The sequence below is a fragment of the Streptomyces griseochromogenes genome, from assembly GCF_001542625.1.
In the GTDB taxonomy this organism is placed as follows: Bacteria; Actinomycetota; Actinomycetes; order Streptomycetales; family Streptomycetaceae; genus Streptomyces; species Streptomyces griseochromogenes.
This window is the reverse complement of sequence record NZ_CP016279.1, coordinates 6,252,884-6,276,128: the sequence shown is the minus strand read 5'-3', so window position 1 is coordinate 6,276,128 and position 23,245 is coordinate 6,252,884. Positions and strand designations below refer to the sequence as shown.

Genomic DNA, 23,245 nt, shown 5'->3' with positions numbered 1-23,245 from the left:
AGGCAGGTCGAAGGCGCCACCGGGGTGGTCCGTCACGGCCGCCTGTCGCCGGGGTGTCGCGGCGCTTTGCGCGCCGCGATCCAGTGTCGGACGACGGCCACGGGCACGCGGCCGTCGGCGGCGATCACGTGCTCGGGTACGCCGGTGAGCCAGGCGGCGAGAGCGGCCCCGCGCAGGCGGGCGGTGCGGACGCGGAGCCCGGCACGGAGCGCGCTCGCGGAGCCGGCGGTCAGTCTCGGGGCGTCCTCCGCCAGTTGCCGGGCGGCCCGGCGGACGGCGTGGCGGGCGTGCCGGGTGACGGGGTCGTTCATGCCGCCGCCTCCCGCTCCGAGTCGAGGGACGTGTCGTCCAGGTGCCAGTGCAGGTCGCGGACGCCAGGTTCCAGGGACAGGCGGGTGATGAGCTGCTCCAGGGCTCGGGCGGGGTCGCCGCTGAGGGAGACCGCCGCCCGCAGGCTGGTGCCGCCCTGGTCGTCGCGCCGCACCCGCAGACCGGTGGGCGCGAGCCCGTCGCTCGCGAGGGCCTGGGACAGCAGCGCCCGGACATGCGTCTCGTCGTTGCGCTCGCAGATCAGGTGGACGGTGGCGCGCACACCCTCGTTGTCGGGGTCACGCTGCGGTACGCGGTCGATCAGCCGGCCCGCGGGGCGCAGCATCATGTGACGCCGCCGCCTAGGAAGCCGATGCCGGAGACGACGTAGGAGGCGACCCGGGTGGGGCTGTCGGCGTCGCCGACCGCCTGCGCCCAGACCGCCCCCGCCGTCGACGCCGACGGCTTCAACGGCACGGACCGGACGCCCATGAACCCGCCGAGGCCGAGCGGGTTCATGTCCTTCCGGTCGAAGACGCCCTTGAACCCGGTGAAGGGGCGTTCCTGACGAGGGCGCAGGTCAGCGGCACCGGCCTGCCTGGCGTCCGTCGGGTCCGGCGTCCACGAAGTGGAAACCGGGCCCTGGGTGCGTCAGTGAAGTCGTGGTGGGAGGTGTTCCCCGCTCGCCCTCGGCGGCCGGCCGTGGCCACGGGTGCGGCCAGGCGTCGACCCGCGGGACGGCACCGGGCCGGTCGTGGCCCTAGGCCGGTGCCGGTGGTCCGGCAGGTCGAGGCCGTCCTGGTGGCGGGCCGCTTGGTCAGGCTGTCCCGGCCGGGTTTTCCGCCCGTGACGGTCCATCGGTGAGTAAGGTGAAGGCGCGACCAACCGGACATCGGCACCTCACATGTCGAGAGGGAACACCGTGTCGGACTCCCCGCAGATCGACGTCGTCCGCCGCTTCTACGACGCGGCCGGCGACCTGGGCGTCATCAGGTCCGTCGTGGACGAGGACGCGCGCTGGGACGTGGCCGAGGGCTTCCCCAACGGGGGTGTCTACGACGGACTCGGCAGCATCGTGAACGACTTCTTTCCCTTCCTCTCCCGCTTCCAGGAGTTCCGCTGCGTCGGCGAGGCCTACTACGAGGACGGCGACCAGGTCATCGTGCTCGGCCGCTATGTCGGTGTCACGATCGGGGGCAAGCCGGTGACATCGCGGTTCGCCCACTTCTTCACCCTTCGCAAGGGCAAGATCACCCAGCTGCGGCAGACCTCCGACACGCTGCCCATCGCCCGCGCACTGGAGAACTGACACCGGCGCAAGGCACGTTTCAGTCGTCCGTGTGTCCTCGGTTGCCGGTTCCGGGCCCGACGCCGGGCCGGAGCATCTGGCCGGCGGCCAGCTCGCGATAGAGGGCACTACCGGTGAGCAGCTCCTCGTGGCGTCCGCCGGCGCTGATGCGGCCGTCCTGCAGCAGCACGATGTGGTCCGCGTGCTGCACCGTGGACAGGCGGTGGGCGATGACCAGCAGGGCGCACTCCTGGGCGACGTCCTTCATGACGGTGGTGAGCGCCGCTTCGTTGATGGCGTCGAGGTGGGAGGTGGGTTCGTCCAGCAGGAGCAGCGAGGGGCGGGCCAGCAACGCGCGGGCGAGGGCGACGCGTTGCCGTTCGCCGCCGGAGAGGTTGCTGCCGTGCTCGCCGATGACGGCGGCCAGGCCGTCGGGAAGGCGGTCGACGACCTCGTCGAGCCGGGCCAGTTCGACGACGCGCCGGATCTCCTCTTCCGTGGCCTCGGGCACGGCGTAGGTGATGTTGTCGCGCAGGGTGCCGTGGACGACGTGGGTGTTCTGGTCGACGACGGCGATGCCCCGTCGGCATGCGTCACGGCTGAGTTCGGCCGCGAGCCGCCCGTCGAAGAGCAGGGTGCCCGCGTTCGGCTCGTAGAACCTCGCCACCAGGGCGAACACAGTGCTCTTGCCGGCTCCGGACCGGCCCACCAGGGCCACCTGCCGGCGATGCGGGACGGCGAACGAGACGCCGCGGAGGACCGGCCGCTGCGGGTCGTAGCCGAAGTGGACGTCGCGCAGGGCGAGGACGGGTTGTTCGGGGGTGACGGGCGGCCCGTGCGGGCGCGGTACGGGTGCGAGGTCTCGCCGGTTCCGGGGCGCGGTGGGCTCCACCGGCAGGCGGAGCGCCCCGTCGATGCGCTGGTAGGCGCCCATCCCGCGTTGGACCAGGCCCACCGCACGGAAGACGGAGGACAGCGGCAGGACGAGGTACGAGGCGTAGAGCAGGAAGGCGACGAGATCGCCGAGGGACCCGGCGTGGCCGTTGACGCGCAGGCCGCCGACGACCAGCACGATGAGGAAGGAGCCCTGGACGGCGAGTTCGACGGCGGAGCTCATGACGGAGGCGAGCTTCGCCGCGCGTACCCCCGCGCCGTAGGCCGCGTCGACGCGGGCGCCGATGCCGGCCGCCTCGCGCTCCTCGGCGCGGTGCACCCGGACCATCGGCACGGCACCGAGGGCGCGTTCCAGATCGGCGGCGATGGCACCGACCGAGTCCTGCATGTGCGCGGAGGCGCCTCTGATCCCCGTGAGCAGGGAGGCGACGACCACGGCCGCCGCTGCCACGGTGCCGGCGACCAGGAGCAGCAGCAGAGGGTCGAGCCAGGCCATGAGGACGATCGCCCCGGCCGCGACAAGGCTGCCCGTCACCAGATCGACCAGGGCCTGTGACACGACCTCCCGGAGCAAGGTGGTGTCGGCCGTCACCCGGGAGATGAGGTCCCCGCCCCGGTGGCGGTCGTACTCCCTCATCTCCAGCCGTAGCAGCCGTCCCACCAGCCCGTGACGGAGCTGCCGTACGACACCTTCGCCCATCCGTTCCAGAAGGAAGCGCCCCGTGGCTCCCGTCGCCGCCTCGGCCACGAACAGCGCGCCCAGGAGTGCCAGCAGCGGCCAGATGACCTGTCCTCGGGCGCTCGCGTCCACGACGTGCTTGGCGACGAGCGGCTCGGCCAGTCCCAGGGCGGAGCCCACGAGGGTCAGCACGGTGGCGACGGCGATGGCCCTCCGGTGCCTGGCGGTGAGCCGGTACATCGTGGCCACCGCCACCCGGGTGGACGTGTCGCCCTCGGCGGCCGGGGCCCGGCCGTCGTACGACGGCGCGTCGCTCGTCATCGGTCCGTCGGAGCCGACAGCGGGTCGACGGCGATCAGCCGGGTGAAGTAGCCCTCGGGCAGACCCTCCCCGACGGGACGGCCCTCCGCCTCGATCCAGGCGTGCGCGGTGAAGGGCGGGACGACACGCACACCGGTGCACCAGGTCGGCCAGGTTCCGCCGAGCCGGCACAGCAGAGCGGCTCCCAGGGAGCGCGGCAGACAGCCCTTCGGTCCGGCGCAGCGCAGGCTGGCGGCGCACATGGCGTCGCGCGCGTTCTGGGCCTGCGTGGTGGTGGCGGGCGCGGCACCGCGCCGCAGAAGGCCGAGTACGGTGCGGATGCGGCGGGGCGGCAGCATGGCCAGGGCGACGGCGGGGAGCAGGACGAGGCGGGCGGCCAGGCGTCGGGCCAGGGGCACATCGGTGGGCCGCTCCAGCGCGCTGGGCGTCGTCATGAGACGAGCCCCGAGCTCCGCAGCTGCCGTACGAGCGTCTGGACGTCCCGCAGGGCCTGCTCCCGGCCGATGTCGAACTCCGTCGCCAGGGCGGCGGCCGCGTCCGCCTCCTCGCCGCCGTCGAGCAGCGTCCGCACCACCAGGGTGGCGGTCGGGTTCAACTCCCAGTAGGCGCCTGCCTGTTCGTCCAGCAGGACCGTGCCGTACTCGGTCTGGGCAGTGGATACGTTGTCGCCGAACCGCAGGGGCATGGGCGGGCCTTTCTGACGTGGGGATGCGATCAGGGCTGTGGGACGCGGGTGTGGCCGCGGTCCGATCCGCGCAGCCACACCTCGGCGGCGATCGTGGAGTACAGGATGGCGTCGGACAGCCCCGGGGAGGCGGGCCGCCGGGCGAGGCGGCGCAGCTCGGCGCCGTCCACCAGGCCCAGCTCCTCCAGCCGCGAGCCCTCCCACAGGGCCAGCAGGTCGCCGCGGTGCCGGCGCAGTCCGTCGGAGGCGTCCATGGCGGCCGTGGCCTTGTTGGCCCGGCGCAGGCAGGCATCGGGGACGATCCCGCGCATCGCGGCGCTCAGGACCGGCTTGTACCGCCAGGGCGTGACGCGCTCGCTCGGACGTACCGCGAGACACGCCTCGATGACACGGTCGTCGAGGAAGGGAGAGGCCATCGGCAGGCCCGCGCGGGCCGCCATCCGGTCCCACTGCCGGATGACACGGGTGCACGAGCGGATCTGCTCCAGGTCGGCGTGCAGTCCACGGTCCGGGTGCAGCGGCGAGACCGTCGCCGCGGCGGCGAGCAGCGCCCGGCGGGCCATGCGTTCGGCCTCGGGGGTCACCCAGCCGAACAGACGCGGTGCCGTGCCCCAGCCGAGCCCCGTGGCGACGGACGGAGGCAGCGGGCCACGCAGGTTGGCGACGGAGCCGGCGAGCCACTTCCCGTACGGCCGGGAGTCGGCGAGAGCGTGGACCGTGCCGCCGAGCGGCCACTGCCACAGCGCCCGGAACCCGCGCAACTGCCGCACGGCGAACAGCGGACGGGTGCGCAGCAGCCGGTGGTAGTACGCCTCGGAGCACCAGGCCACGTGGTCGCCGCCGATGCCGGTCAGGTGCAACCGGCTGCCGCGAGCGGCGAGGCCGGGCAGGTGGTGAAGGACCCGGGAGCGGTCCATGACGCCGATGGTGGGCTCGTCGAGGAGGTCGTCGATACCGAGCAGGTCCTCGTAGACCAGCGGCGAGGCGTCGGCGTCCCAGACCACGTGCTCGACGTCCGGGAGGTACCCCATCGCCCGTTCGGCCCAGGACAGATCGGTGTCCGCCGGATCGCGCCCCGGCCAGGTACTGGCCACCACGCGGGCGGGGGAGCGGTCGGCCAGGAAGCAGACGGAGGTCGAGTCCAGACCGCCGGACAGGTCACAGCTCACCACGCCGCCCTGACGGGTACGCGCGCCGACGGCCTCCTCCAGCGCCTTCCGGATCAGGGGCGCCGCTTCGGCGAGCGGTTGGACAGGCTCCGGCGGCGTCCACCACCGGGTGTGCCGTGCGGTGCGCCCGTCCGCGGCGACGACCACGGCGTCGTGCGGAGCAACGGCGGTGACCGAAGACCACATCGACATCTCGAACAGCGGATAAGGGGCGGGCCACAACAGTCTGACGGCCAGTTCCTCCACGTCGGGTTCGAGGCCCAGGACGGCGGCGAGCGTGTCGGCGCGGGTCGCGGCCACCCGCACACCGTCGATCTCCGCGTGGAAGACCAGTCGCAGTCCGGAGGCGGTGCCCTGCACCCTGATCTGTCCGTCGAGGGCGCCGACGAGATGGAAGCTGCCGGGAAGGGATCGGGCCAGGGCGTCGAGCTCCGCGAGATCACGCAACCGTGCGGTTCGGCGCCGCAGTTCGTCGGCGTCGACCGGGCAGCAGCCGATCACGGCGACGGAGGCACCACCGGCGCCCGCCGTGAGCACCTCGTCGTCGTGCCAGTGGCCGACCAGCCAGGGCCGGCCCGACGCGTGGGCGAGGGTCCGGCTTCCGGGACGGGCGAAGGAGCGGGCCACGGCGGCCGCGTCCGCACGGTCCGTGAAGACCGTGAAGTGCGCGTCGCCGGGGCCCGTCCCCGCACTTTCGTGCAGTTCAGTCATGACGTCGGTCAGCGACCGTCGGTCGTCAGTTCTTGCTCAGGATCAGCCGGTCGTTGCCGTGGCGCTGCAGGAGCCCCGTCTCCTTGCGGAACGTACCGAGCCGGACGAGCGTCGGCGCCTCGTAGGCCTTCTTCATGACCACTCCTCACATGCGGGTTCAGACCACTTCCCCTGACCAGCCGCCAAGGCTCGTCGGGAGCCCCGGCCAGGAAGTGGACGCAGCGCATAGCTAGCTGCAGAGCGTGATACCGGGGCAAGAGCCTTGAGGAAGGTCGGCTAATCGGAAGAATCCGAATCGCTTGGGTTGTGCGCCCCTCTCGTTCCGGCTGCCGTCAGCGCGTCATTGGCCCTCGATCCGTGAGCGCGCATGCTCGAATAAACGATTCGACATGCTGCCTGGCAGTTTCCCGCCGCACCTGCCGGACGCCCATGACAGCGGCTGCGGACGGGAGCCGCCGGGCGCGCTCCGCGTCCCAGGACGTGCTCCCTTTCCTGTCGCGCCACGACGAAGCGTTCTCTGGAGGAGCGAAGGGTTCCCCAATTGATTCACGATCGGCCATGAGCGGATCGGCGTATCCGGTGTCATAGCCACCGACCGGCTTTCCGGTCAGGTCCGTCCGACGGGAATCCGAGCGGCAGCAGGTGCCGAGCGGCGCCCGACGCGGTGATGACACGGGCGGGCCGCGAGCCCCATCATGGGTGGGTCATGGGGGGTTCGGCGGATGTGTCCCGTGTGCGCCGCCGCGGTCGGGTACCGCGTGTGGTGCCGGTGGCGGCTGTCCGGGCGGGACTGTTCTCGGTACTGGGTACGGCGGTTGCCGGCACCGTCCACCATCTGGCTTTCGACTCCAGCCCTTCGTGGGGTGTGCGGGCTGCCGCGGCCCTCTTCTTCTTCGCCGTCGCACTTCCGGGTGCGGGGCAGGAGAAGCCACTGGCACGGCAGTTGACGCTCGCCGCCGGAGCGCAGATGGCCGTGGGCTACTGGTTCGTGCGGACCGACGACGCTGTCGCGTTGCCGGCGCACGCGCTGTGGCCGTCCTCCGTGCACGCGGGCCTGCCCGTCGTCGTCGCGCACCTGTTGCTGACGGTGTTGAGCGCCGTGCTGCTGCGCGGCATGGACACGTGCCGGCGGCGCGTGCTGCGCGCGGCCGGGCGGGATCTGCTGCGCCGGTTGTTCGCACCGGTGCGCGCGCCGCTCGAGCTGGCCGTGGGCACGAATGCCGAGCGACGCCCCTGCTGCGGCGGCGACCGTACGTCTCCTGCCGTGACCTTTCTGGCCGACGCCGTCGTGCGGCGCGGCCCGCCCTGCCCCTCCCCGTCGTTCACGGCCTGACGTTCGGCCGTGAGCGGCTTCCGGTGTGCTCAACCGCCCGTTCCGCACCCAGTCATGCCGGGGCGCGGGCTCCGAGGGGAGTGCCGCGCCAGGGGGGAATTCACGTGTCCCGTAGTACTGCTGCCGCACCAATCGTTGTCATCGGGGCGGGCCCGTACGGCCTGTCCACGGCCGCGCATCTGAAGGCGCGCGGCCTGCCGGTCAGGGTCTTCGGCTCGCCGATGGCGAGCTGGGCCGAGAACATGCCCGCGGGCATGCTGTTGAAGTCGCCGCCGAGCGCGTCGATGCTGTCGGCTCCGGAAGCCGGGTTCACCCTGGACGCCTACTGCCGAGAGGCCGGGGAGCCCCGGCTGACCGGGCATGACCCGGTACCCGTGGAGATGTTCGTCCGCTACGGGCGCTGGTTCGCCGAGCGGTTGGTGCCGGAGGTGGCGAACGTCCGGGTGCTCGGTGTCGACCGGCAGACGGACGGCTTCCACCTCAAGCTGTCCTCCGGGGAGGAACCGCGCGCGCGGGCCGTGGTGGTGGCCAGCGGCATGGACGGCTTCGCGTACGTCCCAGAGGCGCTGGCGCCGCTCGTGCCCGAGGGGCTGGTCTCGCACAGTTCGCACCACGGCGATCTCGCGAAGTTCGCGGGGCGGGACGTGGTCGTGGTGGGAGCCGGCCAGTCGGCCCAGGAGAGCGCCGCACTGCTGGCGGAGGCAGGCGCTCAAGTCCGGCTGCTCGCGCGGACCCGGCGGCTGGTGTTCGGGACGGCGCCTTCGCCGCCACCGCACTGGCAGCCGGACACGCCCCTGGGACGCTCGTGGGGGCTGTACGCGGTGGTCCATCAGGCGCGGTTCTTCCGCTTCCTGCCCGCGCCCACCCGGCTGCGGCTGGTGAAGCGCGTGCTGGGGCCGTTCGGCTCGTGGTGGCTCAAGCCGAGGCTGGACGGCGTCCCCGTACACCTGGGAGAGACCGTCACCGGAGCCGAGCGGAAGGGCGACGGTGTCCGTCTCGTCACCCGGGGCGCCGACGGCACCATCCGCACGATCGAGACCGCGCACGTCCTGGCCGCCACGGGCTACCGGGTCCAGCTGGACGCCCTGGACTTCCTCGCCCCGCGGCTTCGGTCCGGGCTGGCCCGGACGGGAGGGTTTCCCGCTCTGGACACCGGGTTCCAGTCGTCGGTGCCGGGGCTCTACTTCACCGGCATCACGTCCGCGGCCACCTTCGGCCCGCTGATGCGCTTCACCTGCGGGACCCGGTTCGCGGCGCCCCGGCTGTCCGCCGCCCTGACGGCCGGCCTCCGCCACTGAACCACTCATCCGGTCCGGGGGCACGGCCCCCGGACCGCACGCGCCGGCGAGGGTTCTCGTCCGGTCCTGCGCCTCGCCCCGGCCGCCCTCTTCCCGCACGAGTCGTGGTCGATCGACTACTCTGTGTATGTGATCGGAGTGTGGAAGGTGCGACAGGCCTCGATGCGGTCCGGCCGCGCAGGGCTCTTGCTGGGCCTCGTCCTCCTGGTCACCGCCCATCTCGCCGGTGCCGTCCATGTCTCCGCCGTCGCCGGACCCCCTGTGAGCGTCGAGGCTGCCGAGATCGCTCGGCCGCTGCACGACGCCGGGCGCGAGAGCGAACCGGCCCCCGAGCATCAGCACCGGTCCGGAGACCACATCGATCACGCGGCCGACCGCCCCAGGACCGCCGTCGACGAAACGATCGTCGAGCCCGGCCACGCCGATCCGGCCGACAGCCCGTTCGGAGCGGTCGACGGCCCGCCTTCGCCCGCCGTCCGGTGCCGGCCATCCGGCCCCGCCGCCTCCGGCACCGACGCCCCGGACACCCTCGCGCTCCATTGCGTCCGGCGTCTCTAGACGCCGCCCGCACGCCCCCACCCGCCCGCGTTCCGCGGCAGGGGCGTGCCCGCGCGCCCATGACCCCGACGACCGCACCGCGTCCATGCCCCGCGCGGTGCGAAGGAGCCGTACCCGCATGAACCTCCCTCTGCCCGAAACCCGCGGAGCCCACGCTCCGCTCCCCGTGGTCGCCCGCCGCCCCGCCCAGTTGGTCGGCGGCACTCCGGTCCTGTGGATCGACGAACCCTTCGCCCCACCCGGCCGCGGCTTCTACGCCAAGCTCGAAGGCGCGAACCCCGGCGGCATCAAGGACCGCCCCGGTCTGCACATGATCCGTGAGGCCCGTCGGCGCGGGGACCTCGTGCCGGGTGCCCCGATCGTCGAGTCCTCCAGCGGTACGTTCGCGCTGGGACTCGCGCTGGCCGGGCTGTCCTTCGGGCATCCGGTCACCGTCGTGACCGACCCCGGCATGGAGCCGTCGGTGCTGCGGCTGCTGGCCACGCTCGGCGCGCACGTCGACCAGGTCGCTGCCCCGCACGCGGACGGCGGCTGGCAACGGGCCCGCCGCGAGCGCGTCGCCGAACTGCTGGCCCGCACACCGGGCGCGTACTGCCCGGACCAGTACCACAACCCCGACAACGCGCGCGCCTACCGCCCGCTGGCCACAGAACTGATCGCACAACTCGGCCGCGTCGACGTCCTCGTGGCATCGGTGGGCACAGGAGGGCACTCCGCCGGCATCTCCCGCGTACTGCGCGAGTCCTTCCCGGCCCTGACCCTGATCGGGGTCGACGCGGTCGGCTCCACCATCTTCGGGCAGCCCGCCGCGCCGAGGCTGATGCGCGGCCTGGGCTCCAGCATCCACCCGGGCAACGTCGACTACCCGGCCTTCGCCGAGGTCCACTGGGTGGCGCCGGCCGAAGCGGTGTGGGCCTGCCGCCAACTGGGCCGCCGCCACTACGCGACAGGGGGCTGGAGCGTCGGGGCCGTCGCGCTCGTCGCGGGATGGGTCGCGCGCACGTATCCCGCCGGAACCCGGGTCGCGGCGGTCTTCCCCGACGGCCCGCACCGCTACCTGGACACCGTCTACAACGACGCATGGTGCCGCGACCACCGGCTGCTGGGCCAGGAACCCCCGCCGCGACCCGACGAGATCGCAGAGCCGGACGAGCGTGTGGTGACCGGCTGGACCAGGTGCGGCAAGGTCCGCGATCCGCTCGGCCGGGCCACCGTGGAGCGTGCCGGGGCGGGCGTCCGATGAGGGGGCTGCGGGCGCAGATGGCCTCCTTCGGCCTGCCGACGCGGCTGCTGATGGTCAACCAGTTCGCCATCAACCTCGGCTTCTACATGCTGATGCCCTACCTGGCCGATCACCTCGCCCACGGCCTCGGGCTCGCGGCCTGGACGGTCGGCCTGGTCCTCGGCGTGCGGAACCTCTCCCAGCAGGGCATGTTCCTCGTCGGCGGCACCCTCGCCGACCGCTACGGCTGCAAGCCGATGATCCTCATCGGGTGCACCCTGCGGACGGTCGCCTTCGGACTGCTCGCGGCGGCGGACACGCTGCCCGCGCTGGTGACGGCCTCCGCTCTGACCGGCCTGGCGGGTGCGCTGTTCAACCCGGCCGTGCGCGCGTACCTGGCCGCCGACGCGGGTGAGGAACGCCGCGTGGAGGCCTTCGCCGCCTTCAACATCTTCTACCAGGCCGGCATCCTGATCGGCCCACTGGCGGGACTGGCTCTGTTGACCTGGGACTTCGGCGCCGTGTGTACGGTCTCGGCGCTCATCTTCGCCATCCTGGCCGTCCTTCAGGCCCGCGCGCTGCCGGCACGCCCTCCGGCCGGCAGGACCGCCGAGCCCGCCTGGCGCGCCGTCGCCGCCGACTGGCGCACCGTCGCGGCCAACCGGCCCTTCCTCCTGTTCACCGCCGCCATGACGGGCTCGTACGTCCTGGGCTTCCAGGTCTATCTCGCGCTGCCACTGCGTGCCCGGGAACTGTTCGGCGAACGCACCGGACTGGTGACAGGGGCGGTCTTCGCCGTCTCCGCTCTCGCCGCCCTGTCGGGGCAGCTGAAGCTGACCGCGTGGGCGCGGCGGACTCTGCCCGGACCCAGGGCCATCGCGTACGGGCTGGTGCTGATGGGCGCCGCGTTCCTGCTGGTCCTGCCCGGCTCCTACGACGGAACCGGCGGCCTGGCGGCCGGTGTCCTCGCGCTCACGTGCTGCGCCGCGCTGCTGGCATGGGGCGGTGCCCTGCTCTACCCCTTCGAGATGGACACCGTGGTCCGCCTCTCCAGCGACCGGCTCGTCGCGACCTACTACGGGGCCTACAACACCGCCTCCGGCATCGCGGTCTCCCTCGGAAACCTCGCGGTCGGGGCACTGTTCGACACGGGCGTGCGCTGGCTTCCGTGGGCGGCGCTGGCCGCCACCGGGCTCGTGTGCGCCGCACTGGTGGCACGCCTGCACCGTGCCGGGCACCTCGTGGCTGTGCCCGTGCCGACGACCGGGTGAGGTGATCCGGACGGTCCGCTCGGTGCGTCCCGGTTCATTCCTTCCCGGCGGATCCGGAAAGCCGTGGAGGGCGGATCGCCCCCCTCACCCGTGCACGTGGAGCCCGTCGGCGAGCCGACGGTGGCGGTGCCGCCAGCCGCCGGGCACCCGGACGGCGTCCGCGAGGTGCGGATGACCGGCGTGGAGCCCGGCGTGCTCGTGCTCGACGAGGACCGGCTCCCTCGCCGGCCACAGACGCACCGCCAGCAGCCCGGCGCCCAAGGCGATCACGCCGAGCGCGATCACCGCCGACTCCAGACCGGCAGCCGCACCGACCCAGCCCGCCAGCGGATAGGTCAGCAGCCAGCAACCGTGCGAGAGGGAGAACTGCGCGGCGAACGCCGGCGTGCGCTCCGCCGGAGGCGCCGAGCGGCGAATCAGCCTGCCCGCCGGCGTGAGCACCATCGAACAGGCGGCACCGAAGGCCGCCCAGATCCCCAGCAGCGCGGGCCGGCGCCACCCGCCGTTCCCGGCAGCGGTGAGGACGCCGAGCGCGGTGAAGACCGGCGTGAGCAGCAGGGCGCCACCCAGCATCACCGCGCGGTCGGACACCCGGTCCAGCACGCGGGGCAGCAGCAGTGCGACGATCATCGAACCGCCGCCGTAGGCGCCGAGGGCCAACGACACCTCGGCGGCGCCGAGACCCAGCAGCCGCCGGACGTACACCACGCTGTTGACCGTGACCGTCGCGCTCGCCGCCGCCACCGCGAGGTTGAGGGCGAGCAGCGCGCGCAGTCGCGGGGTGGCGAAGAACAGGCGCGTCCCCGCGGCGGCCTTCGTGTACGCGCCGCCGGTGCGTGGCGCGGGGGAGCCGACCGGCTTGGGCAGGACGACCGAGACCACCAGTGCCGCCGAGGCCAGGAAACCGGCCACCGTGCCGAGGAACAGCCAGTTGTACGTGATCACGGACAGCAGGGCGGCGGCGAGCGCCGGACTGAACAGGCTCTCCAGGTCGTAGGCCAGCCGCGACAGCGACAGTGCCTGGGTGTAGTCGCGCTCGGCGGGCAGCGCGTCGGGGACGACTGCCTGGAAGGTGGGCGTGAACGCGGCCGACGCCGCCTGCAGCAGGAAGATCAGGACGTAGACCTGCCAGACCTGGCTCACGAACGGCAGCATCAGCGCGACGGCGCCCCGTGTCAGATCCGCGCCGACCATGAGCGTGCGGCGCGGCAGCCGGTCGGCGACCGCGCCGATGGCCGGAGCGATCGCCACGTACGCCACCATCTTGATCGCCAGAGCGGTGCCCAGCACGGAGCCGGCATCGGCACCCGCGACGTCGTACGCCAGCAGTCCGAGCGCCACTGTCGCCAGACCGGTGCCGATCAGGGCGATGACCTGGGCGATGAAGAGGTGTCGGTAGGTGCGGTTGCGCAGCACGGAGAGCATGGGGCGGTCCCTGGGCCGAAGGCGGGGTGAGCACGACCACTGCCCACTGTACCTATAGGTGCGCATCTGCGCACATGAACGATTCCGGGTCGGGGCAGCCGACAGCTGTGACCGGGCGCCCGGCCCTCTACCCTGTGTGCATGCCTGCTCGCGAGCCCCTGCCAACTGCGCCAGGTGCGCATCTGCGCCCCCCGGACAGCACGCGTCTCGCGGAGGCGACCGAGGTCTTCGCGCTGCTGTCCGACGTGACCCGGCTGCATCTGCTGTGGCTGCTCGCCCAGGGGGAGTCGGACGTCGGTTCGCTGGCCGAGCGGTGTGCGGCCTCGCGCACCGCGGTCAGCCAGCATCTGGCGAAGCTCCGGCTCGCCGGGCTCGTGGACACGCGCCGCGAGGGACGGCACGTGTACTACAGCCTCCGCGACGGGCATCTGCGACGCCTGGTCATGGAGGCGCTCAGTCACGCGGACCACCGGGTGAGCGGGGCGGCTCCGCACGACTGAGCGGCTCGGCGGAAGGCTTTCCGGCGGTCGGCGTGTCCGCCGCCCGTACGCCGTACCAGGGAGGCGAGGCTTCTCGGATGCACGCCGTACTCCACGCACTGGCGATCACCGGGTCCATGACCTGGGAGATCACCTGGGCCCTGATCCTGGGCTTCACACTGTCCGCCGTCGTCCAGGCCGTCGTCCGCAAATCCACCGTCGTCTCCCTGCTCGGCGACGACCGGCCCCGAACCCTCGCCGTCTCCGCGGGCCTGGGTGTGGCGTCCTCGTCCTGCTCCTACGCCGCGGTGGCGCTGGCCCGCTCGCTGTTCCGCAAGGGCGCGGACTTCACCGCCGCGATGGCCTTCGAGATCGCCTCCACCAACCTCGTCGTCGAACTCGGCGTCATCCTCGCGCTGCTGATGGGCTGGCAGTTCACCGCCGCCGAGTTCGTCGGCGGCCCCGTCATGATCGTCCTGCTGGCTGTCCTCTTCCGGCTGTTCCTGCGCACGGGGCTCCTGCGCCAGGCTCGTGAACAGGCGCGACGGGGCCTCGCCGGCTCGATGGAGGGCCATGCCGCGATGGACATGTCCGTGCGGCGCGACGGCTCCTTCGCCCGACGCCTGTTCTCCCGGGAGGGCTTCACCGCCACCAGCCATGTGTTCGTCATGGAATGGGCGGCGATCCTGCGCGACCTGGTCGCCGGCCTGCTCATCGCCGGTGCCATCGCCGCCTGGGTCCCGGACTCGTTCTGGGGCGCCTTCTTCTTCGAGGGTCACCCGCTCGCCGCCAGGCTGTGGGGGCCCGTCGTCGGCCCGCTGGTGGCGATCGCCTCGTTCGTGTGCTCCATCGGCAACGTGCCGCTGGCGGTGGTGCTGTGGAAGGGAGGGATCAGCTTCGGCGGCGTGGTGGCGTTCATCTTCGCCGACCTGCTGATCCTGCCGATCCTCAACATCTACCGGAAGTACTACGGCGCGAGGATGGCAGCCTTCCTCCTCGGCACCTTCTACCTGTCGATGGTCGTCGCGGGATACGTCGTGGAGTTCGTCTTCGGCGGTCTCGGCCTGATCCCCGACCAGGCCGACGCCAAGGTCCCCATGGAGGGCGTCAGTTGGAACTACACCACCTGGCTCAACATCGCCTTCCTCCTCCTCGCCGCCGTGCTCCTGGTGCGGTTCCTGCGGACCGGAGGGCCCGCCATGCTCCGCATGATGGGCGGCTCGCCCGAAACCGGCCACGCCATGACGGCGTCACGGCAGGAACACCAGTGACCATGTCCTCGCGGCCGATCGAAGCTCAACGGGTGTTGACCCGATCGCCGCATGGTTCGGTCGCCAGTTCGGTCAACGCCAGTAGAGTGACATGATGTCCACCCCTCGCCGGTCCCGCGCCGATCGCCGTCGAGCCACCGAGGCCCGCATCCTCGACAGCGCCCGGGAGCTGTTCGCCGAGAAGGGCTTCGAACGCACCACCATTCGCGCCGTCGCGGCCGCGGCGAGCGTCGACCCGGCGCTGGTCATGCAGTACTTCGGCTCGAAACGCGAGCTGTTCGAGCACGCCGTGCAACCCATCCCCGCTCCGCCGACGGCCACCGGCACCGACGCGCTCGTCGATCAGCTGCTGGCCACGCTCGGCCTCGAGCTCGGCGGTCTTCCCGAGGGCACGCTGGCGATGATGCGCTCCATGCTCACCGACCCGGCGGCCGCCGATCAGGTCCGCGCCGACCTCGGCCGGCAGATAGACAGCATCGGCGCCGCCCTGCCCGCGGCCGAGGACGCCGGACTGCGCGCCGCACTCGTCGTCACCGCCCTGCTGGGCGTCACCATCGGCCACCAGCTCCTCGGCCTGGCTCCTCTGCGCGACGCCCCGGCCGACCGCATCGCGGCCCTGCTCCGCCCGGCCGTCAAGACCCTGGCCGCACCGCCTGGGTGACGGCCGGCGCCGGCGATGCCGTGGGCAGGGGCGGCGAAGCCCTGGGCCCGCGGGCAAGCTGGGAGGTGGAGGTGGTTGCCGTGACCGCTGATACGCCGCTCATGATCGTGGACGGCGGGGGCGTCGTGGTGGAGTGGAGCCACCAGGCAGAACAGCTGCTGGGGCGCCCGGCGGGCGAGGTCGTAGGACGCCCGGCAACCGACCTGGTCAGCCCGCACCCGGCGTCCGGTCGTGATGATGCGAAGGGCCGCGGGCAGGTCGATCTGCGGGATGTCGCGGGCGGACCGGGCGGCGACGGCCTGCGCGTGCGACCTCTGTCGCGGCAGGACGGTTCGGTGGCGTGGGGGATCTTCCTGCCGCCGTCGATCGGGATGTTGCCCGGTATGGGGACCGCGGTGTTCGAGGCGCTGTCCGCCTACACGTCAGGGGCCTTGTTCGTGGTGGACGAGCGGCTGCGGGTCGTGTCGGCCAATGCGGCCGCGCAGGAACTGTCCGGTGCGGGCGCTCCCCAGATCCAGGGACGAGCCGTCACCGAAGCGTGGCCGCTTTCGTCGCCCGGAGATCTGGAGCAGATGGTGCGCCGGACTCTGGAGAGCGGCGCGCCGGGGGCGGAGCGCGTGCTGCGCACGGACCCGGGCAACGATCCCCGGCACACGCATGTGGCCGTCTCGGTGCTTCCCCTGCGCGACGCACAGGGAGTGCTGGTCCTGGCGCACGACGTCACAGGCCAGGAGAAGGCGATCCGCAGAGTGCAGGCTCTGTATGCCGTGCGGGAAGGGGTGGGACGGACCCTGGACGTCGTGACCACCTGCCAGGAACTGGTGGACGCGCTGGTCCCCGGGTTCGCCGACATCGGCGTGGTGGAGGTGGTGGAGCCGGTGGTGCGCGGAGAGGAACCGCCGCTGAGCCCGCTGGGACGGGATGTGCCGCTGCGCCGGGCCGCCTTCGGGCACAGTGGCGGTGAACAACAGATCCAGGCGCACCCGGTGGGCGATGTCCGCGCACTGCCGTTCCCGACCCCGTACGCACAGACGCTGGCCGACCTCAAGCCGCGCGCGATGGTCCTGGACCCCGGCACGCCCTGGCTGGCGGCCGACCCCGTGCGTGCCGAGGCGATCCGGGCGTCCGGCGCGCACGCGCTGCTGGTCGCACCGCTGACGCTGCGCGGCACGGTGCTCGGACTGATGAGTCTCTACCGCGTCCGACAGTCCGCCGCATTCGACGACAACGAGGTCACCCTCACCCTCGCACCGGCCACGCACACCGCCCTGAGCATCGACAACGCCCGCCGCTACACCCGCGAGCACTCCGTCGCCGCGGCACTCCAGCGCCACCTGCTGCCGCCGGCGCCCGCGTCGCAGACCGCGACCGAGACCGCAGGCCTGTATGTGGCCGACAACCGGGGTGCGGGCGGCTGGTCCAACGCGCTCGCCCTCCCGGGCGCCCGTACGGCCCTGGTCGTCGGGCAGGTCGCCGGCCACGGCATCCACACCGCCACCACCATGGGCCAGCTGCGGATCGTCATCGAGTCGCTCGCCGCACTGGACCTGGAACCCGACGAACTGCTCGCCCGGCTCGACGACGCCGCGGCACACCTGGCTCAGGAGCGCAGGGCGCTGCCGTCCGGCGACCCCCTGCGCGCTGAGCCCCTCAGCGCGACATGCCTGTGCGCGGTCTACGACCCGTTCACCCGTGCGTGCGCCATCGCCTCCGCCGGACATCCGCCGCCCGTCGTCGCAGGCCCCGGTTCCTCGACCCGAGTGGTCGACCTGGCGGCCGGTGCCGTCCTCGGCGGCTCAGGCGGTTCCCCGTTCGCCGCCACCTCCGTCACGCTGGCCGACGGAGACGTCCTCGCCCTCTACTCGCCCTCGCTCCTGTCCGCCGCACAGTCCGAGGACGGCACGAGCGACCCGCGACTGCTCCGGAGCGTGCTCGCCGACGCGGACCGGCCCCTGCAGGACCTGTGCGACGACATCCTGTACCGGCTGCGCGTCGACTCCCTTCCCGGCGACGCCATCCTCCTTCTCGCCCGCACCCGCCCCTTCCCCGCCGACCGTGTCGTCACCTGGCCGCTGGACGGCCGGCCCACCGCCCCGGCCGCCGCACGCCGGCACGCCCGGCAGCAACTCGCCACCTGGGGCGTGGACGAGGACACCGCCTATGCCACGCAGGAGATCGTCAGCGAACTGGTCACCAACGCCCTGCGGTACGGCGCCCAGCCGGTCCGACTGCGTCTCATCAAGGACCGCACCCTCACCTGCGAGGTGCACGACTCCAACACCTCCGCCCCGCGGCCGCGCCACGCACGGACGATCGACGAGGGCGGCCGGGGCCTGTTCATCTGCTCCCAGCTCTCGCAGAACTGGGGCATCCGCTACACGGCCCACGGAAAGACGGTCTGGACCGAACAAGCCCTCACCCCACCGAGCGGCTGCTGTCCGTCAACGGCTCCTGCCTGAGCGCGGCGCAGCCGGAGCGGGCGGTCCGCCCCGAACACACCGTCCCCTTCCGCTGGGAGCCGGGCAGCGTCGCCTTCCGGGACCACCGGGCCACCATCCAGCCGGCCCCCGGTGACAACGCCCGCCCCGCTTCCCGTGGATCACGCACCGGGTGATGCTCGCGGGCGACGTACCGTCAGTCCGCCGGCCGCCATCCCAGAGCGGGGCCCAGCTTCGTCGCCAGGTCCGTGAGGATCTGGACGTAGTCGTCGTGGGCGAAGGTGAACGGCAGCGCGAACGCCACCTCGTCGATCTCGCGGAACGCGGCGTGCGCGTTCAGGCACTCGGCCAGTTCCTCGCTGGTGCCGACCAGATCAGGGGCGAAGAGCAGCCGCGCCGGACCCTGCGGAGAGGCCGTGCGGGGCAGCCGCGCGGCGGCGTACTCCGCGTACTTGGCCCGCTGTCCGGGGCTCGCGGAGTCGGTGGGGATCACCACCAGCCCCTGGGAGACGCGGGCCGCGTCCCCGTCGGGGTGCCGGGCGCGGAAGGCGCGGATGTGCGACCGCTGGATCTCCGCGAAGTCCAGCGGCCCGTCCGTGTCCTCGGCCTTGACGACGCTGCTGGTCAGGAAGTTCATGCCGTGCTCGCCCGCCCAGCGCGCCGAGCCGAGGCCGGCACCCCCGTACCACATCCGCCGCCCGAGCCCGGGGGAGTGCGGCTGCACCACGTCCGCGAAGACCTCGAAGCCCTCCACACCGCTGAAGTCGGTGGCCGCCTCGCCGCGCACGAAGTCCAGCAGCCGCCGCACCCGCTCGTAGCTGAAGTCCTCGGTGTCCGCGGTGTCCGGATACAGGGCCTCCTTGACCTGCTCGTAGTGCATCGGCGGGCCCACGCTCACGCCCGGGTTCAGACGGCCGCCGGACAGGATGTCCACGGTCGCCAGGTCCTCGGCGAGGCGCAGCGGATTCTCCCAGCCCAGCGGGATCACCGCGGTGCCCAGCTCGATGCGGCGGGTGCGCTGCGAAGCCGCCGCCAGCACCGCGACCGGGGACGAGATGCCGTACTGGAGATGGCGGTGGCGGACCCAGGCGCTGTCGAAGCCCAGCCGCTCGCCCAGCTCGATGATCTCCAGCGTGGACTCGTGGCCCCGGCCCGGGTCGGCCGCGTCGAAGAGACCGATCGTCAGGAAGCCCAGTCTGCGCAGCGGGCGAGCGGTGGACGGCACGGGCTCCTCCAGGGGGCGTACATGAGTACTGCCCTGATTCTGGCAGCCGAGTGTGACAACCGTGTGATCACTTCAGCGGGATGGTGAAATCGTCCTCGACCGGCGGGTCCAGTTCCTGGGCGCGGTTGCCCGTCGCGGCGAAACAGCGCAGCCGTACCGCCTGTGGGGTGACGTCCAGACGCAGGAAGCACTTGAAGAACGGCGGGCTGTAGGTGGCGGAGCCGGGCGAGAACAGCTGGGTGTAGAGCTTGCGCACGGGCAGCCGGAACCGCGAGGTCCGGTCGGGGCGGCCGCCGGCGCCCAGCAGGCTCGCGACCATCCGGGTGCGCCGGGTGACACGGGCGTCCGGGCCGGGCGCGCGGCCCGGCTCGATGCCGAGCCGTTCGGCGATCACGGCCGTCGCCTCGGACTCGGTGAGTGTGAAGAAGCGGCGCAGGCGCAGCCGGCGGCCGTACAGGCGGCTGTAGAAGGCCAGCGAGTCGCCGCGCAGCGGATAGCAGCGGAAGTCCCGCTCCGTCACATCGGCGACCGACACCCGCGGGATGGTGTGCGTGGCGTGCATGAACGCGCCGCCGCCACCCGCCACCACGTACTGGATGGTCCGGCCGTGCACGTCGACCGGGTAGCGCTGGTAGTTGTGGATGTCTCCGCCGATCGCGGCGACGTAGTGATGCTCCGGGTCACGGACGATGTCGTCGACCGTGCCGCCGCCCTCGATGGCGCAGGGGTGGTGCTCGCCGTCCACGTACAGCGGAGACCCGGTGATCAGGATCTTGGGCTTCGGGCCCCGGGAGACCTCCCGCAGCCAGGCGCCCTGTTCGGCGTCGATCGTGCCCAGCAGCCCGGTGTCGATGCCGACGATCCGCACCGGTCCGGCGTCGATCGCCCAGTACGGCCCCGGCTGCACGGCCTGTTGCTCCGGTGCCGAGCGCAACTTGCCCGCCTCGGCCAGGTGCTGACCGTCCGTCGGGCGCGGCCGGTGCCAGAGCAGGGCACGCCACCAGGCCCGGGTGAGCGGACGGGGTGCGGGCTCGGGGTCGAGCGGCGGCGGGTCGGCGCAGAAGACGCGCATGAACGCGCCGAGATCCTCGTACCAGTCGTGGTTGCCCGGTATCGCGTATATCGGGGCAGGGTAGTCCTGGTACGGCTGGAAGAACTTGGTGCCGTAGTCGTCCGCGCTGCCGACGGGATAGATCACGTCGCTCGCGATCACCGCGAACTCGGTGTCCTGACCCGCCTTCAGAAAGCCCGGGACCACGGCGTACTGGCAGTCGTCGCCCTCGCCGGTGTCGCCGATGACCATGAAGGAGAACCGGTCGGGCACATCGCGGCGGACCACCTTGTCGGCGGGAGCCCCGGCCTTGGCCCGCCGGGCCACCCAGCGGCTGCGGGTACGGCCCGTCGGGTCGCCGAACCAGGACGCGAGCACCCCGTTCCGGGCGGCCCACAGGGTTCTCGGGTTGAGCCACGACAGCTTCTCGACATGGGCGGGCATGAGTTGCCGATAGGCGCCGTGCTCGGCAGAGCCCCAGCCGGCGCCCTCTGCGGTATCGCGTGAGGAGTCAGACACGCCGTGCACGGTAACAACGAGCAGGCCCCGCCCCGCAGGGCGGGGCCTGACGCCCGGAGCGCCGGACCGAGGGCGGCCGGTCAGTCCACGGTGAGTGAGAACGGCCCGGCCAGCACCGAGTAGCCGTTGTCGGCCAGGTAGTACACGTCGTACTTGCCCGCGCCGCGCAGCTTGCCGGTGGAGAAGGTCGCCGCGCCGCTGGCGTTCGGGGTGTAGGACCAGGCGAGCGAGGACTGCTGGCCGGGGGTGACGCCGGCCGGGTAGATGCCGATCCAGTTCTTCGCGCTCACCTGCGCGGCGGACGGCACCGCGTACCGGAACGTCACGTTGCCGCCGTCCGCGACCGCGTTCAGGTCGCCGGTGAGGGTCGGCGCCGTCGCCCTGGACGGCGCGAAGGCGTCGTTCAGCGGCGTCGCGTAGGTGTCGTTGGCGGTCAGCCCGGGCAGACCGAGGGCCGACTCGATCGTGCGGCCGATGCCGTAGTGGTCGTAGTGGGCCGGACTGCTGGTCCCGGCCGGAACGGTGCCCTGCGAGCCGACGACCGTCGTGGCGATGTGGTTGTAGCCTTCGCTCTGGCTCTCGTCCCAGGTCAGGACGAGCAGCGAGCGCTGCTGGGTCCAGGCGGGGGAGGACAGTACCGGGGCGAGGGTCTGCTTCAGCCAGCCGTCCTGCGTCTTCAGGCTGGTGGCGCTGCCGTTGCCGGACGCCTCGCCGTCGTAGTAGTCGTCGGCGGCGATCCAGGAGAAGTTCGGCGTGGTCGAGGCCGACTTCAGGTCCGTGGTCAGCTGCGAGGTGTCGAACAGGTGCGCCGCACAGCGGGCCGGATCGCCGCTGATGTCCGTGTAGTTGATGAACGGCGCGTCATCCGGCTCGTAGTAACTGTCGTTCTTGTTACTGGTGTTGCAGGGTGTGCCCATGCCCTGCTCGTAGGCCTTCCAGCTCTTGCCGGCCGCCTCCAGGGTGTCGCCCAGGTTGCGCTGGGGGGAGTTGATGTTCGGCCAGTAGGTGGCGCCCTTGGCGTAGGTGTCGCCGCCGGCGATGGCGAGGTAGTTCTCGTCGCTCGGGTGGTAGACGCCGTGGAAGTCGGTCAGCGTCGCGCCCTGGGACATCAGACTGTGCATGAAGGGCGTGTCGGCCGGGTCGTTCATGACCTCGGAGTAGTCGGTGTTCTCCATCATGACCATGAACACGTGGTCGTAGCCGGGCACCTTGGACACGGGCGGGGCGAGCGGGGCCGGCGCGGTCACCGGGGTGTCCAGGGTGAGGGAGAGGTTGTCGAGGTAGCCGGTCTCGTGCGACGTCGACAGGAACTGCACCTCGACCTGGATCGACCGGGTCCCCGCGGGGACCGTGCCGGTCGTGCTGCGGGAGAGGAACTTCGTGGCCATGCCCCGGTCGGACGCGGAGACCGTCGGCAGCTTGGCCGACGTGCCGATCGGACGGCCGTTCGCGTCGTGGAAGTGCAGGCCTACCGCCACGTACCCGCTGTACACGGTCCAGCCGCCGAGCCAGCCGGAGAGGTTGTAGTGCACACCGCCGCCGTCGATGGCCGTCGCCGCCGAGGAGACGTCGACGGTCTGCGTCATCGAGCCGTCACCGAAGTTGCCGGGCCCGAAGAAGGCCTTGCCGGGGGAGTTGCCGTCGCCGGGCAGCCCGAAGGAGCCGACGGTGTGGCACATGACGTCCGGCCCGCCGGCCTGGGTGGTCCAGCCCGGCACCGTGGTCGCCGCGGCCCAGTCGTCGGTGCAGGAGCCGCCGGCCTCCGCGTCGCCGTTGACGATCAGATTGCCGCTGCTGCCGGCCGCGTGGGCCGGCTCGGCGCAGACGATCAGTGCGCCGAGGAGGGCGAGCTGCCCGCCGAAGGATCTCCAGCGCATGCGCATTCGTGTACCTCGTCCCGTTGAGGAGAAGTGGTGAGGGTGAGGGCCTTGTGGCCCGGCTGTGCACGATGAACGGGACATGGGTATCGGCCGGTGCTGTCGAACGGAAGAACCGGGGCCAAACTTGACCAGACAAGTTGGCACGGAGACGGTCAGGTGGCATCGCCCTCGGAGCCGTCGCCGGACGCCGCGAGCCAAGGCATCCGGCGGACCAGGATGTCCCGCACCCCGGTGAGGGAGGCGATCCTCTCCTCCAGTTCCGCCACCCGGCGTGCGCCCACGCCATAGGCGTCGGCGCACGCGGGCGAGTAGGCGAAGACCTCCGGCAGATCGGTGTCGAGATAGCGCACGAACGACTTCACGTCCTCGACGGTGAAGCCGGAGGCCAGCAGATCACGGACGTTGCGCACCCGGGCCTCGGCGGCCGGGCCGTAGACGCGGTAGCCCGTCGGTGTCCGGTCGGACTCCAGCAGGCCCTGTTCCTCGTAGTAGCGCAGGGCGCGGGTCGTCGTACCTGTCCGTGCCGCCAGCTCGCCGATCAGCATCGTGTCCCCCTCT

Annotated in this window: 23 protein-coding genes; 10 read left to right on the top strand and 13 right to left on the bottom strand. The window is 72.2% G+C overall.

Annotated elements, in window-relative coordinates; translation table 11 throughout:
- Positions 1-32: 32 nt before the first annotated feature.
- Genes AVL59_RS26975 through AVL59_RS52605 form a run of 3 tightly spaced genes read right to left on the bottom strand, consistent with a single transcriptional unit; the run spans position 33 to position 828 of the window.
- Positions 33-311 carry a hypothetical protein gene (locus tag AVL59_RS26975; RefSeq protein WP_067309214.1) on the bottom strand — a complete coding sequence of 93 codons (279 nt, stop codon included), beginning with the start codon at positions 309-311 and terminating at the stop codon, positions 33-35.
- Positions 308-658 carry a hypothetical protein gene (locus AVL59_RS26970; protein WP_159400095.1) on the bottom strand — a complete coding sequence of 117 codons (351 nt, stop codon included), beginning with the start codon at positions 656-658 and terminating at the stop codon, positions 308-310. Before AVL59_RS26970 ends, AVL59_RS26975 begins: the two co-directional genes overlap by 4 nt.
- Positions 655-828, bottom strand: coding sequence for a hypothetical protein (locus AVL59_RS52605; protein WP_159400094.1), 174 nt, complete (start codon positions 826-828; stop codon positions 655-657). Before AVL59_RS52605 ends, AVL59_RS26970 begins: the two co-directional genes overlap by 4 nt.
- 403 nt (positions 829-1,231) lie before the next feature.
- Here AVL59_RS52605 and AVL59_RS26965 point away from each other — a divergent pair, with 403 nt between their 5' ends.
- Positions 1,232-1,618: a nuclear transport factor 2 family protein gene (locus AVL59_RS26965; RefSeq protein WP_067309208.1), complete on the top strand. Its 387-nt coding sequence runs from the start codon at positions 1,232-1,234 to the stop codon at positions 1,616-1,618.
- A 19-nt stretch (positions 1,619-1,637) separates the two neighbouring features.
- On the opposite strand, the gene AVL59_RS26960 is transcribed toward AVL59_RS26965, so the two are convergent.
- From AVL59_RS26960 to AVL59_RS51690, 5 genes are read right to left on the bottom strand one after another with little or no spacing between them, the layout of a single operon-like run.
- On the bottom strand, positions 1,638-3,491 hold the full coding sequence (locus AVL59_RS26960) for an ABC transporter ATP-binding protein (protein ID WP_067309205.1): 1,854 nt from the start codon (positions 3,489-3,491) through the stop codon (positions 1,638-1,640).
- Complete coding sequence (locus tag AVL59_RS26955; protein WP_067309203.1) at positions 3,488-3,925, bottom strand: lasso peptide biosynthesis B2 protein; 438 nt, start codon at positions 3,923-3,925, stop codon at positions 3,488-3,490. Before AVL59_RS26955 ends, AVL59_RS26960 begins: the two co-directional genes overlap by 4 nt.
- The gene (locus AVL59_RS26950) at positions 3,922-4,176 is read right to left on the bottom strand and encodes a lasso peptide biosynthesis PqqD family chaperone (protein WP_067309199.1); all 255 of its coding nucleotides are present in this window, start codon (positions 4,174-4,176) and stop codon (positions 3,922-3,924) included. Before AVL59_RS26950 ends, AVL59_RS26955 begins: the two co-directional genes overlap by 4 nt.
- Positions 4,177-4,205: 29 nt before the next feature.
- Positions 4,206-6,056: a lasso peptide isopeptide bond-forming cyclase gene (locus tag AVL59_RS26945; protein WP_067309194.1), complete on the bottom strand. Its 1,851-nt coding sequence runs from the start codon at positions 6,054-6,056 to the stop codon at positions 4,206-4,208.
- Between the two features lie 25 nt (positions 6,057-6,081).
- A complete protein-coding gene (locus AVL59_RS51690) occupies positions 6,082-6,192 on the bottom strand; it encodes a keywimysin-related RiPP (RefSeq protein WP_107407388.1) in 111 nt (36 codons plus the stop codon).
- 633 nt (positions 6,193-6,825) lie between these two features.
- Between AVL59_RS51690 and AVL59_RS26940 the strand changes: the two genes are divergently transcribed.
- The 5 genes from AVL59_RS26940 (at position 6,826) to AVL59_RS26920 (ending at position 11,738) form a co-directional block, all read left to right on the top strand.
- The gene (locus tag AVL59_RS26940; protein WP_159400093.1) at positions 6,826-7,389 is read left to right on the top strand and encodes a hypothetical protein; all 564 of its coding nucleotides are present in this window, start codon (positions 6,826-6,828) and stop codon (positions 7,387-7,389) included.
- Positions 7,390-7,493: 104 nt separating this feature from the next.
- Positions 7,494-8,687, top strand: coding sequence for an FAD-dependent oxidoreductase (locus AVL59_RS26935; RefSeq protein ID WP_067309186.1), 1,194 nt, complete (start codon positions 7,494-7,496; stop codon positions 8,685-8,687).
- A gap of 129 nt (positions 8,688-8,816) precedes the next feature.
- Positions 8,817-9,245, top strand: coding sequence for a hypothetical protein (locus AVL59_RS26930; protein ID WP_159400092.1), 429 nt, complete (start codon positions 8,817-8,819; stop codon positions 9,243-9,245).
- Between the two features lie 118 nt (positions 9,246-9,363).
- Complete coding sequence (locus AVL59_RS26925; RefSeq protein ID WP_067309183.1) at positions 9,364-10,488, top strand: PLP-dependent cysteine synthase family protein; 1,125 nt, start codon at positions 9,364-9,366, stop codon at positions 10,486-10,488.
- Positions 10,485-11,738 (top strand): MDR family MFS transporter, encoded by a 1,254-nt coding sequence (locus AVL59_RS26920; RefSeq protein WP_067309180.1) that lies wholly within the window; start codon positions 10,485-10,487, stop codon positions 11,736-11,738. The genes AVL59_RS26925 and AVL59_RS26920 overlap by 4 nt, the downstream gene beginning before the upstream one ends.
- 84 nt (positions 11,739-11,822) lie before the next feature.
- On the opposite strand, the gene AVL59_RS26915 is transcribed toward AVL59_RS26920, so the two are convergent.
- Positions 11,823-13,163 (bottom strand): MFS transporter, encoded by a 1,341-nt coding sequence (locus tag AVL59_RS26915; RefSeq protein ID WP_067309179.1) that lies wholly within the window; start codon positions 13,161-13,163, stop codon positions 11,823-11,825.
- A gap of 140 nt (positions 13,164-13,303) precedes the next feature.
- Between AVL59_RS26915 and AVL59_RS26910 the strand changes: the two genes are divergently transcribed.
- The 4 genes from AVL59_RS26910 to AVL59_RS26895 all read left to right on the top strand — a co-directional run bounded on the left by AVL59_RS26910 (position 13,304) and on the right by AVL59_RS26895 (position 18,033).
- The gene (locus tag AVL59_RS26910) at positions 13,304-13,663 is read left to right on the top strand and encodes an ArsR/SmtB family transcription factor (protein ID WP_067317823.1); all 360 of its coding nucleotides are present in this window, start codon (positions 13,304-13,306) and stop codon (positions 13,661-13,663) included.
- Between the two features lie 77 nt (positions 13,664-13,740).
- Positions 13,741-14,913, top strand: a complete 1,173-nt coding sequence (locus tag AVL59_RS26905) for a permease (RefSeq protein ID WP_067309177.1) — start codon at positions 13,741-13,743, stop codon at positions 14,911-14,913.
- A 94-nt stretch (positions 14,914-15,007) separates the two neighbouring features.
- Complete coding sequence (locus tag AVL59_RS26900; RefSeq protein ID WP_067317821.1) at positions 15,008-15,574, top strand: TetR/AcrR family transcriptional regulator; 567 nt, start codon at positions 15,008-15,010, stop codon at positions 15,572-15,574.
- 80 nt (positions 15,575-15,654) lie between these two features.
- A complete protein-coding gene (locus tag AVL59_RS26895; protein ID WP_159400091.1) occupies positions 15,655-18,033 on the top strand; it encodes a SpoIIE family protein phosphatase in 2,379 nt (792 codons plus the stop codon).
- A 175-nt stretch (positions 18,034-18,208) separates the two neighbouring features.
- Here the strand turns inward: AVL59_RS26895 and AVL59_RS26890 are convergent, their stop codons facing one another.
- The 4 genes from AVL59_RS26890 to AVL59_RS26875 form a co-directional block, all read right to left on the bottom strand.
- Complete coding sequence (locus AVL59_RS26890) at positions 18,209-19,237, bottom strand: LLM class flavin-dependent oxidoreductase (RefSeq protein WP_067309174.1); 1,029 nt, start codon at positions 19,235-19,237, stop codon at positions 18,209-18,211.
- 67 nt (positions 19,238-19,304) lie between these two features.
- Complete coding sequence (locus AVL59_RS26885; protein ID WP_079147006.1) at positions 19,305-20,807, bottom strand: metallophosphoesterase family protein; 1,503 nt, start codon at positions 20,805-20,807, stop codon at positions 19,305-19,307.
- Between the two features lie 80 nt (positions 20,808-20,887).
- The gene (locus tag AVL59_RS26880; RefSeq protein WP_159400090.1) at positions 20,888-22,684 is read right to left on the bottom strand and encodes an alkaline phosphatase family protein; all 1,797 of its coding nucleotides are present in this window, start codon (positions 22,682-22,684) and stop codon (positions 20,888-20,890) included.
- Positions 22,685-22,839: 155 nt separating this feature from the next.
- Entirely contained in the window at positions 22,840-23,232 is a 393-nt protein-coding gene (locus AVL59_RS26875) for a MerR family transcriptional regulator (RefSeq protein ID WP_067309161.1), read from the bottom strand.
- Positions 23,233-23,245 lie beyond the last annotated feature (13 nt).

Coding starts and splice junctions, on each gene's coding strand:
- AVL59_RS26920 (WP_067309180.1), top strand. CDS start 10,485: ATGAGGGGGCTGCGGGCGCAGATGGCCTCCTTCGGCCTGCCGACGCGG.
- AVL59_RS26950 (WP_067309199.1), bottom strand. CDS start 4,176: ATGCCCCTGCGGTTCGGCGACAACGTATCCACTGCCCAGACCGAGTAC.
- AVL59_RS26880 (WP_159400090.1), bottom strand. CDS start 22,684: ATGCGCTGGAGATCCTTCGGCGGGCAGCTCGCCCTCCTCGGCGCACTG.
- AVL59_RS26945 (WP_067309194.1), bottom strand. CDS start 6,056: ATGACTGAACTGCACGAAAGTGCGGGGACGGGCCCCGGCGACGCGCAC.
- AVL59_RS26955 (WP_067309203.1), bottom strand. CDS start 3,925: ATGACGACGCCCAGCGCGCTGGAGCGGCCCACCGATGTGCCCCTGGCC.
- AVL59_RS26960 (WP_067309205.1), bottom strand. CDS start 3,491: ATGACGAGCGACGCGCCGTCGTACGACGGCCGGGCCCCGGCCGCCGAG.
- AVL59_RS26910 (WP_067317823.1), top strand. CDS start 13,304: ATGCCTGCTCGCGAGCCCCTGCCAACTGCGCCAGGTGCGCATCTGCGC.
- AVL59_RS52605 (WP_159400094.1), bottom strand. CDS start 828: ATGAACCCGCTCGGCCTCGGCGGGTTCATGGGCGTCCGGTCCGTGCCG.
- AVL59_RS26900 (WP_067317821.1), top strand. CDS start 15,008: ATGTCCACCCCTCGCCGGTCCCGCGCCGATCGCCGTCGAGCCACCGAG.
- AVL59_RS26925 (WP_067309183.1), top strand. CDS start 9,364: ATGAACCTCCCTCTGCCCGAAACCCGCGGAGCCCACGCTCCGCTCCCC.
- AVL59_RS26915 (WP_067309179.1), bottom strand. CDS start 13,163: ATGCTCTCCGTGCTGCGCAACCGCACCTACCGACACCTCTTCATCGCC.
- AVL59_RS26905 (WP_067309177.1), top strand. CDS start 13,741: ATGCACGCCGTACTCCACGCACTGGCGATCACCGGGTCCATGACCTGG.
- AVL59_RS26875 (WP_067309161.1), bottom strand. CDS start 23,232: ATGCTGATCGGCGAGCTGGCGGCACGGACAGGTACGACGACCCGCGCC.
- AVL59_RS26975 (WP_067309214.1), bottom strand. CDS start 311: ATGAACGACCCCGTCACCCGGCACGCCCGCCACGCCGTCCGCCGGGCC.
- AVL59_RS26970 (WP_159400095.1), bottom strand. CDS start 658: ATGATGCTGCGCCCCGCGGGCCGGCTGATCGACCGCGTACCGCAGCGT.
- AVL59_RS51690 (WP_107407388.1), bottom strand. CDS start 6,192: ATGAAGAAGGCCTACGAGGCGCCGACGCTCGTCCGGCTCGGTACGTTC.